This is a genomic window from Streptomyces sp. NPDC028331 (genome assembly GCF_055565775.1).
Genome location: NZ_JBVHTR010000015.1, coordinates 176,491 through 194,405, shown reverse-complemented (window position 1 = coordinate 194,405; position 17,915 = coordinate 176,491). Strand labels below are relative to the sequence as shown.

Genomic DNA, 17,915 nt, shown 5'->3' with positions numbered 1-17,915 from the left:
TTGAGCCGATGAGGTCGTGTCGACCAAGGTGATGATGGGTGATGCGTACAGAGCAGGCCGGGGGGCTGCCGTTCCGTGAGCCTGCCGTGGCCGCTGCCCGCATCGTGGCCCAGAGCGCCTCCCTGATGGCCGCCGTGCTGGGCGCGGTGGGCCTGTCCGGCTGGATCCTCGGGATCGGCGTCCTGAAGAGCGTGCTCCCGGGCGTCGCCGCCTCCATGAAGCCGAACACCGCCGTGGCCCTGCTGGCGCTCGGCCTGTCCGTGTTCCTGGTGGCTCTCAGACCCGCATCGCCGCGGATGATCGCCGCGGCCCGTGCGGCCGCGGTCCTGGCCGCTTTGATCGGCGGGCTCACCGTACTGGAGTACGCGGCCGGGACGGGCCTGGGCATCGATCAGCTCCTCTTCACGGACGACACCGCCCGAGTGGCGACGGGGGTGCCCGGACGCATGGCACCGAACACGGCCGCGGCACTGACGCTCTGCGGCGGGGCGTCACTGTGCGCGAGCACACCCCGACTGCCCGCCTGGACGAGTCAGATCCCGGGCCTGGCCGTCCTGACCCTGGGCATGCTGCGGCTCTACGGGTTCGCCTACGCCGTGCCCGTGCTGGAGCGGTTCGGCGCCTACACCGGCATGGCCCTGCACACCGCCGTCGCCCTGGTGCTGCTGGGCGTCGCCGCGTTCCTGGCCAGGCCGGACGAAGGCCCCGCGGGACTTCTGACGAACGCCGGCACCACGGGCGCGCTGGGCCGCCGGCTGTTCGCCACCACGCTGGTGGTGCCGCTGCTGCTGGGCTGGGTCGTGCTGGCCGGCGAGGACGCAGGGCTGTACGGGACGCGTCTGGGCACCGCGCTGCTGGTCTGCGGCGTCACGTCCGTGTTCGTCGTCGTCTTCTTCGTCGCCCTGATCGTGGGCCGCCGCATCGAGGTGGCGCACGCCCGTGCCGAATGGCAGGTGCGGCAGAACGAACTGCTGCAGGCCTTCATGGACCACACGCCCGCGGCGGTGTTCATCAAGGACCCGGACGGCCGCTTCCTGGCGGTCAACACGACCTTCGAGGAGAGCACGGGCCTGTCCCGTGAACAGGTTCTGGGCCGCCGGGACCTGGACGTGCTGCCGCCCGACCGCGCCCGTCGGGCGTGGGCCGCCGACCTCGCCGTGCTGGCCCGGGGCGACCCCGTGCAGCGGGAGGAGCGCATCGTCCTCCCGGCGGGCCCACGGGACGTCCTGACCACATTGTTCGCCCTCAACGATCCGTCCGGCAGGCCGTACGCCCTGTGCGGGGTCGTCACCGACGTGACCGAACGGGTCGCGGCCCAGCGCGAGGTCCAGCGGGCCAACCGGCGCTTCCTCGCGCTGCTGGAATCGGCGCCCGACGCCACCCTGATCACGGACGGCGACGGCACCATCGTCATGGCCAACGCACAGGTGCGACGACTGTTCGGCCGCGACCCGGACGCCCTCGTCGGCGCCAAGGTCGTCGATCTGGTGTCCGGCCCGCGACGCCGACGGCACAGCGCGCTCCTCGACGCCTATCTGCGACTGCGCGACCCGAAGCCGATGGTCCTCGACAGGGGCTTGTACGGGCAGCACAGCGACGGCGGTGAGTTCCCCGTCGAGGTCAGCGTCAGCAGCCTGCGGGCCGAACAGGAAACCGTGGCCTTCCTGACCGTGCGGGACATCACCGAACGCCGACAGGCCGAGGCCGAACGCGCCGAGCGCTACGAGCAGCAACGGCGCATCGCCTACACCCTGCAGCACAGCCTCATGGGCGAACCGCCCCGCCTGCCGCACCTGCCCAGCGCCCACCGGTACCTGGCGTCCGCGCAGGGCCCCGGAGTCGGCGGCGACTGGTTCGACATCATCCCCCTCGACCGGCGCCGCACCGGCATCGTCATCGGCGACGTGATGGGCCGGGGCCTGGACGCGGCGGCCGTCATGGGCCAGCTCCGCGCCGCCTCCCACGCGCTGGCCCGCACCGGCACAGCGCCCAGCCGGCTCATGACCGGGCTGGACGCGTTCGTCAGCGACCTGGAAGACCAGCTCGTCACCTGCGCCTACCTGGTGATAGACCAGGACGCCTGCGAGGTCGCCCTGTGCTCGGCCGGACACCCGCCGGTCGTCGCCCTTCCCCCTGACGGGCCCGCCCGCCGGCTGCACGCACCGGTCAGCGTGCCGCTGGGAGTCGGCGACGTGTGCGGCGGCGGGCCGTACCGGCAGGTGACCCATCGGCTGCCGCCGGGCAGCACGCTCGCCCTCTACACCGACGGACTCGTCGAGAGGCCCGGCACCGACATCGACGCCCAGATCGACGTCCTCACGGACACGCTTCACGGCGCCCTGACGGGCGCTCCACCCGACCCGGTGACGCTGGACCAGGCCACGGCCCGGCTGATCGGGACCCTCATTCCGGACACGGCCGCCCATGACGACGACGTGACGCTGCTCCTGATCGGCGTGCCGTAACCGGGAGACCCCGTGGGGCCGACCGCGAGACCCCCGTGGGCCCGACCGTGCGGGACGCCCGCAAGAGCCCGTTCCAGGGCATGTCGTCAAGGGCCCGACGACAACACCGGGAACTCCGCCCGGGGCGCGTACCCTTCGTCAACGTCAGCCCCGTGAGCGTCGGCCCGTTCGCCGCCGGCGCCCCGCGCCCGGAGGTCAACCGCGTATGACCGCACTCCACCTGTGGCTCCGCCACGAGTCCCGTACCACCGAACGGCGCACACCGATCGTGCCGTCCGACGCCCGGCGCCTGGTCGAGAGCGGCCTGACCCTCACCGTCGAGGACTCGCCGCAGCGGGTGTTCCCGGCCGAGGCGTACGAGCAGGTGGGCTGCCGTGTCGCCGAGCCCGGCTCCTGGGTGACGGCACCGCCCGACGCGGTGATCGCCGGCCTGAAGGAACTCCCCGACGAGCCTGCCGCGCTGGTCCACCGCCACCTGTTCTTCGGGCACGCCTACAAGGGACAGCCGGGCGCCGAGGCCCTGCTGCGCCGGTTCGTCGCGGGCGGCGGCGCCCTGCTGGACCTGGAGTACCTGGTCGACGAGGACGGGCGGCGGCTCGTCGCGTTCGGCTACTGGGCCGGATACCTGGGCGCCGCCCTCGCCCTGCTCCAGCACCGGGGCCGGCTGACCGGGCCGCTGCGGCCGACGTCCAAGGAGGAGCTGGACGAGCAACTGCGCGCCGCCTCGGGCGAGGTGCGGGCGCTGGTGATCGGCGCCCTGGGCCGCAGCGGACGCGGGGCCCGGGTCGCGCTCGGCGTCGCCGGAGCCGACCCCACCTGCTGGGATCTGGCCGAGACCCGGGACCTGGACCGGCAGGCCCTGCTCGCCCACGAGCTGATGGTCAACACCGTCCTGACCACCCGACCCGTCCCGCCCTTCCTGACGGACAAGGACCTCGACGAACCCGGCCGCCGGCTGCGCACCCTGTGTGACGTGACGGCCGACGTGGGGTCGCCCCTGAACCTCCTGCCGGTCTACGACACCCCGACCGACTGGGAGCACCCGGTGCGCCGGCTGCGCGAACAGCCCGTGCTCGACCTCATCGCCATCGACAACCTCCCGTCGCTGCTGCCCCTCGAGGCGAGCACCGACTTCTCGGCCGCGCTCACCCCGCTGCTGCTGGACTTCGAGGTGGGCGGCGCCTGGGGGCGCTGCCGGGAACACTTCGACGCGGCCGTCCGAGCACTGGGCGCCGGGGGAGGGGAGCCGGGCGACGTCTGAGCCGCAGCGGCTCGCGGAACCGGCCCTGGACGGGCGGGAGTTCAGGCCGCGGACGTGACGCGTCGCGGCAGGGCCCCGTGCACGAGCCGCTTCAGTTCGGGGTACACCGTGTGCGAGCCGGTGGGCCGGAGCTGGGTGAGGAACTGGACCGTCAGGTCGTGGTACGGGTCCACCCAGAAGGTGGTGGTGGCCACCCCGCTCCAGCCGAACGCGCCCCGCACCGCCGGAGACCGGGTGACTTCGGGGTCGGTGACGACGGAGACGCCCAGGCCGAAACCGAGGCCCGCCTTGCCGGGCTCGCGGTGCACCCGGCTGCCGTAGGACCGCAGATCGGCGCCGCCCGGGAGGTGGTTCGAGGTCATCGCGGCGACCGTGTCGGCGGACAGCAGCCGGGTGCCGTCGAGTTCGCCGCGGCGGCGCAGGAACTCCATGAAGCGGTGGTAGTCGTACGCCGACGCCACCATGCCGCCGCTCCCCGAGAGAAGGCGGGGCCGCTCGTGCACCGGCAGGCCCGGGACCGGGGTGATGCCGCCGCTCTCCGTCTCGCCGTACAGCTCGGCGAGGCGCGGAGCCTGGGACTCGTCGACGTGCAGGCCCGCGTCGTCCATGCCCAAGGGTCTGAACACCCGTTCGGCGAGGAAGGCGTCCAGGTCCTGGCCCGAGGCGACCTCGACGAGCCGGCCCAGGACGTTGGTCGCCACCGAATAGTTCCACTGCGTGCCCGGCTCGAACTGCAGCGGCAGCCGCGCGTACGCCTCGCAGGTCTGAGCGAGGTCCGTGCCGGGCACCACCGACGAGTCGATGCCCGCCTCCCGGTACAGCGCGTCCACGGGGTGGGAGTGGTAGAAGCCGAACGTCAGGCCCGCCGTGTGCGTGAGCAGATGGCGGACCAGGATGGGCCGCTCCGCGGGGCGGGTCCGCACGGCCGGGCCGGAGCCGTCCACGTACACCCGCGGCTCGGCGAACGCCGGCAGGAAGTCGGCGACGGGCGTGTCCAGCCCGAAACGGCCCTCCTCCATGAGGATCAACGCGGCGACGGACGTGACCGGCTTGGTCATCGAGTACATCCGCCACAGCGTGTCGGTCTCGACCGGAAGCCGCTCGGCGATGTCGCGGTGTCCGTACGTGGTGAGGTGGGCTATGCGGCCGTGCCGGGCGACGGCCACCAGATAGCCGGGCAGCCGGCCGTCGTCGACCTGGTGCGCGAAGTGCCGGTCCAGGCGGGCCAGCGCCTTCCCGTCGAGGCCGACCTCCTCCGGCTCGACCTCCTGCCGCAGGTGTCGCATCGTTCTCCTCCGGTCTCTTCCGGTGCGGTCCCGGGACCAAACCTTTCATGATTCGATACGGAACAGGGGCCGATCCCTGCGCGGCCGTGCCCGGGTTCCGGACCGGCCAGGCGGGCGCGGCGCGAGCGCCACGCCCGGCAGGGACGGCCGGCCACTGCCGGAACCCGCACCCACCAGCAGGAACCCCATTCCCGCCCGCACCCCCGCGGAAGCCTCGGCCGGCCGGGAGAGCGGGAGAACGCCGAGCGCGAGGACCATCACGGCGGGACCTGCGCGGGAATGCCGCGCTCGCCGCAGCGAGTTGACCCGGGTATGACTCAGGACGCGACACAGAACGCGCTGCTCGCGCTGCTCTCCGAAGACCGCGGTGGCGTGCTCGTCACCCTCAAGCGGGACGGCCGGCCCCAGCTTTCGAACGTCAGCCACGCCTACGACCCCGACGAGCGGATCATCCGGGTCTCGATCACCGACGACCGCGCGAAGACCCGCAACATGCGCCGGGATCCCAGGGTCTCGTACCACGTCACGAGCCCCGACCGGCGTGCGTACACGGTCGTCGAGGGCACCGCCGAACTCTCGCCCGTCGCGAAGGACCCGTACGACGAGACGGTGGAGGAGCTCATCCGGCTCTACCGCGACGTCCTGGGCGAGCACCCCGACTGGGAGGAGTACCGCGCCGCCATGGTCCAGGACCGCCGCCTGGTCCTGCGCCTGCGCGCCGAGCGCGCGTACGGCATCCCGAAGGGCGCGAACCGGGGCTAACCCTGGGGGCCGTCCTGAGTGCGGGACTCGATCGCGCGCAGGACGGCCACCATGTCCTCGTGGCCGTAGCCCAGCGTCACGGTCTCCTCGAACAGGGCGTGGCAGACGTCGAGCAGCGGGGAGGCGACCCCCGCCTTGCGGGCGGCCTCGGCGATCAGCCGGTTGTTCTTCAGCACGTCGTGGGCCGCCGCCTGCACCGCGAAGTCGCGGGCGTACAGCTTCGGCGCCTTCATACGGGACACCCCGCTGGCCATGGGCCCCGCGTCCAGGACGTCCAGGAAGAGCCGCCGGTCCAGGCCGTTCCGGTCCGCGAAGTGGTACGCCTCCGACAGACCCGTCACCAGCGTGATCAGGAACAGGTTGACCGAGAGCTTCATCAGCAGGGCGTTCGGCGCGGCACCGCAGACGAACGTCTCCCGGCACAAGGGGGCCAGCAGCGGCCGTACGACCTCCACGGCCGACTCGTCCCCGGCCAGCATCGCCACCAGTTGCCCGTTCTCCGCGGGCACCCGGGATCCGGAGACCGGCGCCTCGACATAGCGCCCGCCCGCCGCCCGCACGTCCCCATCGAGAGCGCGCGAGTATGCGGGCGAGGTCGTGCCCATGTGGACCACGATGCGTCCGGTGACGCGCGCCGCGAAGTCCGGGGTGCCGCGGCCCAGGGTGGAGTCGATCGCCAGGTCGTCGGCCAGCATGAGGATCACGACGTCCGTCCGTGCGAACACCTCCCCGGGATCCGCCGCCACCTCGGCGCCTGTCGCGCGCAGCGGCTGGGTGCGGGTGGCCGTTCGGTTCCACACCACGAGCGGGGTGCCGGCCCGGGCCAGCCGGAGTGCCATCGGCTGACCCATGACCCCGAGTCCGATGAAGCCGACGTCCATGGGGACCGCCCTCCGTGCGCGCCACTATGACAGCGGTCATAGTAGCGGGCCTTATGACACCGGTCATAGGGTGGTGCCGAAGTGTCGAGCCGGGGAGGTCACGATGGCGGTGTCCGAGCGCGGGCCACGTGAGCGGATGGTCTTCAGCGCGGCCCAGCTGATCCGGCGCGACGGCGTCACCGCGACGGGCATGCGCGACGTCGCCGCGCACGCGCGGGCCCCGCGCGGCTCCCTCCAGCACTACTTCCCCGGCGGCAAGGAACAGCTCGTCAACGAGGCGGTGGACTGGGCCGGCCGGTACGCCGCCAAGCGGGTCGCCCGCTTCCTCGCGTCGATGTCCGAGCCGACCCCGAGCGGGCTGTTCGCCGCGATGGTCCGGCAGTGGACGGAGGAATACGCCAGGACCGGCTTCGAGGGCGGCTGCCCGGTGGCCGCGGCGGCCGTGGACTGCGCGCAGTCCACCGACTCCACGCGCGCGGCGGCCGCGGCGGCGTTCACCCGCTGGACGCGCCCGGTCGCCGACGCGCTGACGGACATGGGTGTCCCGGCGGCCCGGGCGGAATCCCTCGCCACGCTCATGATCAGTGCCCTGGAGGGGGCCCTGCTGATCGCCCGCGCCGAACGGGACGACCGGGCCCTGACGACCGTGGTGCGCGAACTCGGACCGCTGCTCGACGCGAGCGTGGCCCAGGGCGCCTCCGGTTAGTCCGGGGGCGCCGGCCCATCCCGACTACGCTCGGGCGGCCGCCGGTGCCTGGCCGCGCTGGGCGATCATCATGGCCATGTCGTCGTCCAGCAGACCGCCCGCATAGGCCCGCAGGTCGGCGGTGATCTGCTTCAGGAGCGGCCCGGGGGCGTGGTCGACCCACCTCGCGAGGCGTTCGGCGAGCGGGTAGAAGGTGCCCGCGCCGTCGCGGGTCTCGGTCACGCCGTCGGTGTAGAGCAGGATCCTGTCCCCCTCGTGGAAGGGGAAGGTCGCCGCCGTGTACGTGTCGTCGGACATGGCGCCGAGGCCGAGCGGCGGGGCGGGTTCGCTCACCTGGAGCGCGGTGACGGTCCCGGTCGCCCGGCGCAGCAGCAGGGGCGGCGGATGGCCGCAACTGATCATGTGCACCACCGGCTCGTCGTCCGGGATGTCGAGCACCACGGCGGTCACGAAACGTTCGGCTGCGTCGGGCTCGCATTCCGAGAACTCCGCGAGGCCCCAGCGGACGGCGTCCTCGAGGTAGGCGACCAGCTCCGTCAGCGGGATCCGCCGATGGGCCGCGGCGCGGAAGGCACCCAGCACGATCGCCGTGTCGCTGATCGAGGCGAGGCCCTTGCCCCGGACGTCGCCCATGATCAGTCGGGTGGAGTCGGAGGTACGGGCCGCGGCGTACAGGTCGCCGCCTATGTAGGTGTCGGCCTCGGCGCTGTGGTACTCCGCGGCGAGGGACACCGGCCCGGCCCGCCGGGGGAGCGGGCGCAGGACGACCCGCTGTGCGGTGTCGGAGACGGTGCGCGCTCTGCTCAGTTCCCGTTGGTGCCGGTCCCGCAGGATGGTGAAGGCGAACAGCAGGGCGGAGAGCACGGTGAGCGAAGCGAGTTCGACCAGCACACTCTCTGTGCCCAGGGTCCGCCGCTCCGCCCCCGCGGCGATCAGCGCGAGTATCGCGAGGCCGCCGATCAGAGCCGTGGGGCGCGGGCCCGCGCCCATGGCGGTCACCGCCGTGGCGACGACCAGGAGATGGGCGAGGTGGATGTCCGGAGGCAGGAACGCGTCGGCCGCCGGGATGGAGACGATCAGGGCCAGGGGGACGACCAGGAAGAGCGGGTGCAGCGCCGCCCGGCTCCAGACCTTGAGGACCCTGGTCACGGATGTCGTGGTGGTCGCAACGCTCATTCCTGCTCCGATCGTGCCGGCCCGGTGAGTGGCCGCGGTGCGCGGGAGACGGCCGCGCGGGGGAGGGGGTCGACCGGCACATCCCTCACCTTTGTGAACAGATCGGAGGTGCGCTGTATGCCGGGCGTCGAACAGCCTGTCGGCGCACTAGGTCCTCGGACGCAGGACGTACGGCCGATGGCCCCTTGATCACCGCCTTCCTAGGCTGGCGGCAGCATTCCGTGCGCCCCCGCGTGCGCGCGCCCGCCGGTCCGTGAGTCCTTGAGGAGAGCCCCATGCCCGTCGACGGTCACAGCCACCTCCGCATCGCCCGTCCCTCCCGGGACCTGGCCGCGGCCGAACGGTTCTGGGTCGCGGGCCTCGGGCTGTCCGTGCTGTACCGCGCCGAGGGCGGTGCGGAACCGGGCGAGCACGATCTGCTGATGCTCGGCTGGCCGGAGGCCTCCTGGCACCTCGAACTCGTCCACGAGGCCGCCCGGCCGGTCGAGCCCCGCCCCACCGAGGAGGACCTCCTCGTCCTCTACCTCGACGAGCCCGTACCGGACGACCTGGTCGCCCGGCTGGAGCAGCACGGCGGCAAGCGGGTGCTCTCGCCCAACCCGTACTGGAACGAGTGGGGTGTCACCGTCGAGGACCCGGACGGCTACCGGCTGGTGCTGTGCCGGCGGGGCTGGTCCAACGCGTAGGCCCGGCTCACAGGCAGCCGAGCGCCTGATACGTCGCGCGGGTCGTGGCGGCGACCTGCGACCAGGTGCGGTCCCGAGCGACGAACGCCCGTGCGGCGGCTCCCAGGTCCTGCCGTCCCTTCGGAGCGCGGAGCAGCACTTCGAGCGCGTCCGCCCAGGCGAGCGGGGAACCCGGCACCACGAGTTGCCCGTTCACACCCGACTCGACCAGTTCCCCGAGCGCGGTGAGATCACTGGCCGCCACGGGAAGACCGCTCGCCATCGCCTCGACCAGCGCCAGGGGGGCCACCGGACAGCGGCCGGGCTCGTCGGCGCGCGGCATCGCGAACACGTCCAGCACGGCGTGATGCGCGCGCACCCGGTCGTGCGGTACCCGGCCGGTGAACAGCGCCGTCCCGTCGTCCAGTCCCAACCGCGCGGCCAGCGCCTGAAGCGACCGGCGCTCGGGGCCGTCGCCTACCAGCAGCAGCCGCAGCGGGACGCCCCGGCGACACAGTTCGGCTCCGGCTTCCAGCAGCGTGTCCAGGCCCGCGCGGCGGGTGAGGCCGCCGATCGCCCCGACGACGCGTTCGTCCGGGCCGATGCCGAGGCGGGCACGCAGAACGCCGCCGTCGGGCAGGGGCTGGAGGAAGACGGGATCGACGGCGTCCGGCGCGACGCGCACCCGCTCCTCGGGCACCCCGCGTGCGACGATCTCGGCCTTCATCGCCTCGCTCGGCGCCAGCACGGCGTCGGCCTCACGCAGGCAGTACGTCTCCGTCACGCCGCGGGCGAGGCACGGTCCGTCGTCGCCGGACCGCTCCGGGGCCGGCGCCGGCCAGGGCTCCTCCGGGTGGGCGCGCACCTCGTAGACCACGGGGAGCCCGTACGTCTCGCGCAGGGCGAGCGCCACGCGGCCGTTGCCGTGGTCACTCGCCGCGTGCAGCACCGCCGGCCGCAGCCGTTCGACGAGCCGCGCGGCGAGTTCGGCGTGGCGCGCGAGGAGCGGCTCTCGGCCGTGGGGCAGCCAGCGGGGCAGGAGCCGGTGCTGCGGCACCCCGCCCAGCAGGTCCAGCGTCCCCGCGTCGAACACGCCGTGGGTGACCGGGAACCCGATGCGCGTCACCACGTGCGGATCGAGCCCCGCCTCCGACTGCGCCCGGGCGAGCGCCTGGGTGCGCAGGGTGTAGCCCGTCCGCCGGTGCGGCAGCCCGGTGGTGACCAGGTGCAGCACACGTCCGGGCACGGGCCGGATGGGACGCCCGGCCGGCGCCGGCACGGGCGCGGGGGACGGTTCGGCCGGCGGCCCGGACGGGCGCGCCCGTCCGGCGAGGAGGGAGGCGCCCAGCGTGAGGGCGCGGACGGGGCGACGGGACGCACGGCGCGGCATGCCGTCAGGCTAGGGCGCCCGGGTGACCGGCGGGTCACACGGGTAGCGGGCCACTCGGACGGCGGGCGTGCGCGGTGGTCGGTCCGGGCCGGTGCGGGCGCGGGGGTGCCGCGTGTGCGCGGGCGCTCGTCGTGAGGGGCGAGGCGCAGCCTCCGAGTCCCCGAACCGCCGGGCGCGGTCGGGGACTCGGGGTGAGGGCACCTCAGGCGGTGACCGTCTCGCGGTTCGCGGCCGCGTCCGCCGGGCGTTCGCCGAGCCGTTCGGTGGGTACCGTGTGCGTCTCGCGGGCGGTGAGCGCCGCCACGACCGGCGGGACGCACAGGGCCGCGGTGAACAGGGCCACCGACGACCAGTCGGTGCCGTCCGGCCCGGCGATCTCGGCGGCGAACGTCACCGCGAACCCGGCGACCGCGAAACCGATCTGCGTGCCGATCGCCATGCCGGACATGCGGACCCGGGTCGAGAACATCTCACCGTAGAAGGAGGGCCACACACCGTTCGCGGCGCTGTAGACGACACCGAAGGCGACGATGCCCAGCAGCAGGGTCAGCGGGTAGGAACCGGTCGAGATCGCCCACAGGTACAGGAACATCGTCACCGCGCTGCCGACGGCGCCGATCAGATACACCGGGCGGCGCCCGATGCGGTCGGAGAGCGCCGCCCACAGCGGGATCGCGGCCAGCGCGACGAGGTTGGCGAGCGCGCCCACCCACAGCATGGACGAGCGCGGCATGCCCACCGCGTCGCTGGTCGCGTACGCCAGCGCCCACACCGTGAAGATCGTGCTGACCGATGCGACGAGGGCCCCCGCGATCACCCGCAGCACATCCGCCCAGTGCTCCCGCACCAGCACCGCCAGCGGCAGCCGGGCCACGCCCTCGCCACCGGCCTGCCGCGCGAAGACAGGCGTCTCCGCGAGCCTGCGGCGGATGACGTACCCGACGACGGCGACCGCGACGCTCAGCCAGAACGGCACGCGCCAGCCCCAGGACAGCAGTTCCCTCTCCGGGAGCGCGGCCACCGGCAGGAAGACGAGCGTGGCGATGAGCTGGCCGCCCTGGGTGCCGCTGAGGGTGAAACTGGTGAAGAAGCCGCGCCGGTGCGGCGGCGCGTGCTCCAGGCTCAGGGAACTGGCGCCGGCCTGCTCGCCGGCCGCCGAGACTCCCTGGAGCACGCGGCACAGCACCAGCAGCACGGGGGCGAGGCCGCCGACCTGCGCGCGGGTCGGCAGACAGCCGATGAGGAACGTCGCGATGCCCATCAGGACCAGCGTGAACACCATGATCCTCTTACGTCCGACCCGGTCGCCGAAGTGGCCGAGGAACAGCGCGCCGACGGGACGGGCCGCGTACGCGACACCGAAGGTGGCCAGGGACAGCAGGGTCGCGGTGGCCGGGTCGGAGGCGTCGAAGAAGACCTTCGGGAAGATGAGCGCGGCCGCACTGCCGTAGATGAAGAAGTCGTAGTACTCCAGGGCGCTGCCGATCCAGGCGGCCGCCGCGGCCTGCTTCGGCTGGCCGGGCGGGGCGGCGGCGTCGGGCGGGACGGGGACGGACACGACGGGCTCCTTCGGGGGACTCCACCGTAGACGCACGGGGGGAGAGGGCGAGGGGCGGGGAGAGGCGCCGGATACGGCTAATTAACCCACTGGATAGTTAGTAGCGGTGCGTGGGATGTTGCGCCTGCGTTTCCCCGGTGTCAAGAGTCGTGCCGCGCCGTGCGCGCGGCGTTCAGTCCTCCGCGCGGTCCGCCGTCAGGTACGCGATCACCATGTCCCCGAGCATCCGGCGGTAGTGCTCGCGCTGGTCGGCGGCGACCAGGTCCCGGCCGAACAGGGCGCCAAAAGTGTGCCGGTTGGCGACCCGGAAGAAGCAGAACGAGCTGATCAGCGCATGCAGGTCGACGGCGTCGACATCGGCCGTGAACAGCCCGGACTCCCTGCCCGCCGCCAGGATGCGGCCGGTCACCTCCAGGGCCGGCGAGCCGATCGTGCCCAGTTCCTCGGAGGCGGCGATGTGCTCGGCGCCGTGGATGTTCTCGATGCTGACCAGGCGGATGAAGTCGGGGTGCTGCTCGTGGTGGTCGAAGGTGACCTCGGCGAGCCGGCGGATGGCCGCGACCGGGTCCAGATGCTCGACGTCCAACTCCTGCTCGGCCTGGCGGATCACCCCGTACGCCCGCTCCAGCACGGCCGTGAACAACTGCTCCTTGCCGCCGAAGTAGTAGTAGATCATCCGCTTGGTGGTGCGGGTGCGGGCGGCGATCTCGTCGACGCGGGCCCCGTCGTACCCGGCGCGCGCGAACTCCTGGGTGGCCACGTCGAGGATCTCGGCCTTGGTGCGGGCGGCGTCGCGGATGCGGCCGTTCGGTCGTGCCGGTTCGTCGACGCTGGTCATCGGCTTCCTTCGGACGAGGGGCGAGCACGCGGGCTCGTTCGCGTGCCCGCGATTGTAGAAGCCCGGAAGCGTTCCGTTCCCCGGAGGTCTTCCGCCGCCCGGGCACTGCTGCTATGACTAACGTACTAGTTCGTACATTGCTGTCAGGAGGACCGCGGTGCCCCAGGACTCGTATCTCGTCGGTCTCATCGGTGCGGGCATCGGTCCCTCGCTCAGCCCGGCCCTGCACGAGCGGGAGGCCGACCGGAAGGGCCTGCGCTACCTGTACCGGCTGATCGACCTCGACCGGCTCGGAGCCGGTCCGGAAACCGTGGGCGATCTCGTCCGGGCCGCCCGCGACCTGGGCTTCGACGGGCTCAACATCACCCACCCGTGCAAGCAGCTCGTCATCCCGCACCTCGACGCGCTCTCCCCGCAGGCCAAGGCGCTCGGCGCGGTCAACACCGTCGTCTTCGAGGGCGGCCGGACCGTCGGCCACAACACGGACGTGACCGGTTTCGCCGCCTCCTTCGCCCGCGGACTGCCCGACGCCCCGCTGGAGCGGGTGGTGCAGCTCGGGGCGGGTGGCGCGGGCGCGGCCGTGGCGCACGCCCTGCTGACGCTCGGCGCCGGGCATGTCACCGTCGTCGACGCCCTGCCCGAGCGTGCCGCGGACCTCGCCGCCGCACTGGGCCGGCACTTCGGCCCCGAGCGTGCGGCAGCCGCCGCCCCCGAAGCCCTGTCGACGGTCCTGCCGGGCGCCGACGGCCTCGTGCACGCCACCCCCACCGGTATGGCCGCCCACCCCGGACTGCCCCTGCCTGCCCGGTCGCTGCACTCCGGGCTGTGGGTCGCCGAAGTGGTCTACCGCCCGCTGGAGACCGAACTGCTGCGCACCGCCCGCGCGCTGGGCTGCGCCACGCTCGACGGCGGCGGCATGGCCGTCTTCCAGGCCGCGGACGCGTTCCGCCTGTTCACGGGCAGGGAACCCGACACCACGCGCATGCTCGCGGACATCGCCGAACTGGCCGGGACCGCGGCCGCCCGTCAGTAGGGAAGGACTCCTGGTGCGTACCTCCATCGCCACCGTCTCCATCGGCGGATCCCTCACCGAGAAGCTCACCGCCGCGGCCCGGGCCGGGTTCGACGGCGTCGAGATCTTCGAGAACGACCTGCTCGCCAGCCCCCTGAGCCCCGAGGAGGTCCGGGCCCGCTGCGCCGACCTCGGCCTCACCATCGACCTCTACCAGCCGATGCGGGACATCGAGGCGGTCCCGGCGGAGGAGTTCGAGCGCAATCTGCGCCGCGCCCGGCACAAGTTCGAGCTGATGAACCGGCTCGGCGCGGACACGGTGCTGGTCTGCTCCAGCGTCTCCCCGCTCGCGGAGGACGACGACGCGCTCGCCGCCTGGCATCTGCGCCGACTCGCCGACCTCGCCCGGGAGTTCGGGATCCGCGTCGCCTACGAGGCGCTGGCCTGGGGCCGGCACGTGAGCACGTACGACCACGCGTGGCGCATCGTCGAGGCCGCGGACCACCCGTCGCTCGGCGTCTGCCTGGACAGCTTCCACATCCTCGCCCGGGGCAGCGACCCCAAGGGCATCGAGGACATCCCCGGCGAGAAGATCTTCTTCCTGCAACTGGCCGACGCCCCGCCGATGGCGATGGACGTCCTGCAGTGGAGCCGCCACTACCGCTGCTTCCCCGGCCAGGGCGGTTTCGACCTCGCCGGGCTCCTGACCCACGTGATACGTGCCGGCTACGCGGGACCGCTGTCCCTCGAGGTGTTCAACGACGTCTTCCGGCAGGCCGAGGCCGCCCCCACGGCCGTGGACGCCCGCCGCTCGCTGCTCGTCCTTGAGGAGGCCACCGGACTGGCGGCCCCGCCCCCGCCCGTGGTGCCGACCGGTGTCGCCTTCGCGGAACTCGTCACCCCGGACGTCGATCCGGTCTCCGCGGTCCTGCGCGCGCTCGGCTTCGCCCGCACGGCCCGGCACCGTACGAAACCCGTGGACCTGTGGGAGCAGGGCGCGGCCCGCGTCCTGGTCAACACCGGCCCGGCCGCACGCCGCGACGGGACCGCCCTCGCCGCCATCGGCCTGGAGTCCCCGGATCCGCAAGGAGCCGCCCGGCGCGCCGAGGCACTGCTCGCCCCGGTCCTGCCGCGCCGCCGCGCACCGCAGGACGCGCCACTGGAGGCGGTGTCCGCGCCCGACGGCACGGAGCTGTTCTTCTGCGCCACCGGGCGACCGGAACCGCCCGACTGGCGGGGCGACTTCGAGGACGTCCCGCACGAGGCCCCGGCGCCCGGCGTGGACCGCGTCGACCATCTCGCCCTCACCCAGCCCTGGCACCAGTTCGACGAGGCGGCCCTCTTCCACCGCGGTGTGCTCGGGCTGGCAGCCCAGGAGAGCGTCGACGTCGCCGACCCCTACGGACTGCACCGCAGCCGGGCCGTCGCCAACGCCGACGGCACTGTGCGCATCGCGCTGAGCATCGGGCCCGCCCCGACCGGCGACGCCGCCCGCGCCCAGCACATCGCGCTCGCCACCGGGGACGTGGTCGCGGCGGCCCGCCGCTTCCGCGCGGCGGGCGGCAGGCTCCTGGAGGTGCCCGCGAACTACTACGACGACCTGGCCGCCCGGTACGAGTTCGCGGACGGGGAGCTGGAGACGTATCGGGAGCTGGGCATCCTGCACGACCGCGACGCGGACGGCGTCTTCCTGCACTGTTACACGCATACCGTCGGCCGCGTCTTCTTCGAACTGGTCCAGCGGGAGGGCGGGTACCAGGGGTACGGCGCCCGCAACGCACCGGTGCGGCTGGCGGCACAGCACGCGGGCCGACCGGTGCGCTGACGCAAAGGGGACGCGCCAGGGCTCAGAGCGCCGAAGGCCCTTACAGGTCGAACTCGTGCGGGGGCAGGTCGAGCGCGAAGCACGCCTCCCGGACCACCGCCTGCTCGTCCTTGTCGAAGTCGCCGTCGGCGCCGCCGATGACGATGCCGATCTGGATCACGGCCCGCGCCTCGGCCGGCTTCTTCTTCGCCTTGCCGATCTCCTGCAACACGCTGACCTTGCCGAAGTCGAAGTCGGTGGTCAGCTTGTTCAGGTTGTCCGCGAAGCGGCGGCGCAGATCGTCGGCCGGGAAGTTCTGCAGCACCTCGTTCGTGGCGATGAGCTGCGCCACGCGCTGCCGCTCGGACGGATCGACGGTCCCGTCGGCCGCCGCGACGAGCGCGCACATCGCCATGCTCGCGTCGCGGAACGCGCCGCTCTTCAGGTCGTTCTTCTTCGCCACGAGCTGCGTCTGCATCGTCGAGGCGGATTCCTTGATGCGGTCCCACAGAGCCATGTGGACTCCCTACGTCGTGGAGGAGGGCCCGCCCCCGGCGGGCGGGCCCTCGTCCCTGAAAGATCTCTACAGCAACCCGGAGGAGAACTGACGGGGAGTCGCGGAAGTTCCGGCCGTGTTCCATTCCGCGATCACGGGTCGGCCGTGCTCGGTGGAGAGCCGGCTGAGCGTGCCCGTGGCGAGCTGGAACAGCCGCCCCTCGGCGGCCGTGAGCCCGAGGTGCCGCGCGGTGAGGACGCGCAGGAAGTGGGCGTGGGCCACGAGGATCACATCGCCCTCGGCGAGGGCGGGCGCGATCCGGGCCAGGACCCGGTCGGCGCGGGCCCCGACCGCGTCCGGCGACTCGCCCGGGTGCCCGGGCGGGCCCGGTGCCACCCCGTCGGTCCACAGGTACCAGTCGGGGCGGGTGCGGTGGATCTCGGCGGTGGTGATGCCCTCGTAGCCGCCGTAGTCCCACTCGTGCAGATCCGGGTCAAGGACGGCGCCGGAGAGTCCGGCGAGTTCGGCGGTGCGTATCGCACGTCCGAGGGGGCTGGTGAGGATGCGAGCGAAGGTGCGTCCGGCGAGCAGCGGGGCGAGGGACTTGGCCTGTTCCTCGCCCCGCTGGGTGAGCGGGAGGTCGGTGAAGCTGGTGTGCTGTCCCGTGACGCTCCACTCGGTTTCGCCGTGGCGGACCAGCAGGAGGTCGCCCACGGCTCGTTACTCCTTCGCGGACTCGACCGCGTGGCCGCCGAACTGGTTGCGCAGTGCGGCGATCATCTTCATCTGGGGGGAGTCGTCCTGCCGCGAGGCGAAGCGGGCGAACAGCGACGCCGTGATCGCCGGGAGCGGCACGGCGTTGTCGATGGCGGCCTCGACGGTCCAGCGGCCCTCGCCGGAGTCCTCGGCGTAGCCGCGCAGCTTGTCCAGGTGCTCGTCCTCGTCCAGCGCGTTGACCGCGAGGTCGAGCAGCCAGGAGCGGATCACGGTGCCCTCCTGCCAGGAGCGGAAGACCTCGCGGACGTTGTCCACCGACTTGACCTTCTCCAGCAGCTCCCAGCCCTCGGCGTACGCCTGCATCATGGCGTACTCGATGCCGTTGTGGACCATCTTGGAGAAGTGCCCGGCGCCGACCCTGCCCGCGTGGACGTAGCCGTACGGCCCCTCCGGCTTGAGCGCGTCGAAGATCGGCTGGAGCCGGTCGACGTGCTCCTTGTCGCCGCCGACCATCAGCGCGTAGCCGTTCTGCAGGCCCCACACACCGCCGGAGACACCGGCGTCGACGAAGCCGATGCCCTTGATGCCGAGTTCCGTGGCGTGCTTCTCGTCGTCCGTCCAGCGGGAGTTGCCGCCGTCCACCACGACGTCGCCGGGGGAGAGCAGGGAGGCGAGTTCGTCGATGACGGACTGGGTGGGGGCGCCGGCCGGGACCATCACCCAGACCAGGCGCGGTGCTTCGAGCTTCTCGACGAGTTCGCTCAGGCTCTTGACGTCGGAGACCTCGGGGTTGCGGTCGTAGCCGACGACGGTGTGGCCCGCGCGGCGGATCCGCTCGCGCATGTTGCCGCCCATCTTGCCGAGACCGATGAGGCCCAACTGCATCGATTCCATGTCA

Annotated in this window: 16 protein-coding genes and 1 pseudogene; 8 read left to right on the top strand and 9 right to left on the bottom strand. The window is 72.9% G+C overall.

Annotation, left to right across the window (positions count from 1 at the left end):
- Positions 1-41 precede the first annotated feature (41 nt).
- From ACZ4SW_RS22915 to ACZ4SW_RS22905, 3 genes and pseudogenes are all read left to right on the top strand, one after another.
- Positions 42-2,465 carry a SpoIIE family protein phosphatase gene (locus ACZ4SW_RS22915; RefSeq protein WP_468247664.1) on the top strand — a complete coding sequence of 808 codons (2,424 nt, stop codon included), beginning with the start codon at positions 42-44 and terminating at the stop codon, positions 2,463-2,465.
- Between the two features lie 107 nt (positions 2,466-2,572).
- Positions 2,573-2,674: pseudogene (locus tag ACZ4SW_RS22910) on the top strand (NAD(P)/FAD-dependent oxidoreductase); the annotation flags it as partial.
- Positions 2,671-3,726, top strand: a complete 1,056-nt coding sequence (locus tag ACZ4SW_RS22905) for a saccharopine dehydrogenase (RefSeq protein ID WP_468247660.1) — start codon at positions 2,671-2,673, stop codon at positions 3,724-3,726. The pseudogene ACZ4SW_RS22910 and the gene ACZ4SW_RS22905, both read left to right, overlap by 4 nt.
- A 41-nt stretch (positions 3,727-3,767) precedes the next feature.
- Here the strand turns inward: ACZ4SW_RS22905 and ACZ4SW_RS22900 are convergent, their stop codons facing one another.
- Positions 3,768-5,012, bottom strand: coding sequence for a serine hydrolase domain-containing protein (locus tag ACZ4SW_RS22900; protein WP_468247654.1), 1,245 nt, complete (start codon positions 5,010-5,012; stop codon positions 3,768-3,770).
- 312 nt (positions 5,013-5,324) lie between these two features.
- Here ACZ4SW_RS22900 and ACZ4SW_RS22895 point away from each other — a divergent pair, with 312 nt between their 5' ends.
- The gene (locus tag ACZ4SW_RS22895; RefSeq protein ID WP_468247646.1) at positions 5,325-5,774 is read left to right on the top strand and encodes a PPOX class F420-dependent oxidoreductase; all 450 of its coding nucleotides are present in this window, start codon (positions 5,325-5,327) and stop codon (positions 5,772-5,774) included.
- Here the strand turns inward: ACZ4SW_RS22895 and ACZ4SW_RS22890 are convergent.
- A complete protein-coding gene (locus ACZ4SW_RS22890; protein ID WP_468247640.1) occupies positions 5,771-6,655 on the bottom strand; it encodes an NAD(P)-dependent oxidoreductase in 885 nt (294 codons plus the stop codon). The two genes, ACZ4SW_RS22895 and ACZ4SW_RS22890, sit on opposite strands and share 4 nt — an antisense overlap.
- A 103-nt stretch (positions 6,656-6,758) precedes the next feature.
- Here ACZ4SW_RS22890 and ACZ4SW_RS22885 point away from each other — a divergent pair, with 103 nt between their 5' ends.
- Positions 6,759-7,361, top strand: coding sequence for a TetR/AcrR family transcriptional regulator (locus ACZ4SW_RS22885; RefSeq protein WP_468247634.1), 603 nt, complete (start codon positions 6,759-6,761; stop codon positions 7,359-7,361).
- Between the two features lie 24 nt (positions 7,362-7,385).
- Here ACZ4SW_RS22885 and ACZ4SW_RS22880 read toward each other — a convergent pair whose 3' ends face one another.
- Entirely contained in the window at positions 7,386-8,537 is a 1,152-nt protein-coding gene (locus ACZ4SW_RS22880; protein WP_468247630.1) for a PP2C family protein-serine/threonine phosphatase, read from the bottom strand.
- A gap of 275 nt (positions 8,538-8,812) precedes the next feature.
- Here ACZ4SW_RS22880 and ACZ4SW_RS22875 point away from each other — a divergent pair, with 275 nt between their 5' ends.
- On the top strand, positions 8,813-9,223 hold the full coding sequence (locus ACZ4SW_RS22875; protein ID WP_468247624.1) for a VOC family protein: 411 nt from the start codon (positions 8,813-8,815) through the stop codon (positions 9,221-9,223).
- A 7-nt stretch (positions 9,224-9,230) separates the two neighbouring features.
- Here ACZ4SW_RS22875 and ACZ4SW_RS22870 read toward each other — a convergent pair whose 3' ends face one another.
- The 3 genes from ACZ4SW_RS22870 to ACZ4SW_RS22860 form a co-directional block, all read right to left on the bottom strand.
- The gene (locus ACZ4SW_RS22870) at positions 9,231-10,448 is read right to left on the bottom strand and encodes a glycosyltransferase family 4 protein (RefSeq protein ID WP_468247617.1); all 1,218 of its coding nucleotides are present in this window, start codon (positions 10,446-10,448) and stop codon (positions 9,231-9,233) included.
- Positions 10,449-10,794: 346 nt separating this feature from the next.
- Positions 10,795-12,150 (bottom strand): MFS transporter, encoded by a 1,356-nt coding sequence (locus ACZ4SW_RS22865; protein ID WP_468247612.1) that lies wholly within the window; start codon positions 12,148-12,150, stop codon positions 10,795-10,797.
- A gap of 172 nt (positions 12,151-12,322) precedes the next feature.
- On the bottom strand, positions 12,323-12,988 hold the full coding sequence (locus ACZ4SW_RS22860) for a TetR/AcrR family transcriptional regulator (protein ID WP_468247607.1): 666 nt from the start codon (positions 12,986-12,988) through the stop codon (positions 12,323-12,325).
- A gap of 157 nt (positions 12,989-13,145) precedes the next feature.
- Here ACZ4SW_RS22860 and ACZ4SW_RS22855 point away from each other — a divergent pair, with 157 nt between their 5' ends.
- Positions 13,146-14,021, top strand: a complete 876-nt coding sequence (locus ACZ4SW_RS22855; RefSeq protein WP_468247599.1) for a shikimate dehydrogenase — start codon at positions 13,146-13,148, stop codon at positions 14,019-14,021.
- 13 nt (positions 14,022-14,034) lie between these two features.
- Positions 14,035-15,825 carry a TIM barrel protein gene (locus ACZ4SW_RS22850; RefSeq protein ID WP_468247593.1) on the top strand — a complete coding sequence of 597 codons (1,791 nt, stop codon included), beginning with the start codon at positions 14,035-14,037 and terminating at the stop codon, positions 15,823-15,825.
- A 40-nt stretch (positions 15,826-15,865) separates the two neighbouring features.
- Here ACZ4SW_RS22850 and ACZ4SW_RS22845 read toward each other — a convergent pair whose 3' ends face one another.
- The 3 genes from ACZ4SW_RS22845 to gnd all read right to left on the bottom strand — a co-directional run bounded on the left by ACZ4SW_RS22845 (position 15,866) and on the right by gnd (position 17,902).
- A complete protein-coding gene (locus tag ACZ4SW_RS22845) occupies positions 15,866-16,321 on the bottom strand; it encodes a tellurite resistance TerB family protein (protein WP_468247589.1) in 456 nt (151 codons plus the stop codon).
- A gap of 66 nt (positions 16,322-16,387) precedes the next feature.
- Positions 16,388-17,014: a histidine phosphatase family protein gene (locus tag ACZ4SW_RS22840; RefSeq protein ID WP_468247586.1), complete on the bottom strand. Its 627-nt coding sequence runs from the start codon at positions 17,012-17,014 to the stop codon at positions 16,388-16,390.
- 6 nt (positions 17,015-17,020) lie between these two features.
- Positions 17,021-17,902, bottom strand: coding sequence for a phosphogluconate dehydrogenase (NAD(+)-dependent, decarboxylating) (gene gnd / locus ACZ4SW_RS22835; protein ID WP_468247792.1), 882 nt, complete (start codon positions 17,900-17,902; stop codon positions 17,021-17,023).
- Positions 17,903-17,915 lie beyond the last annotated feature (13 nt).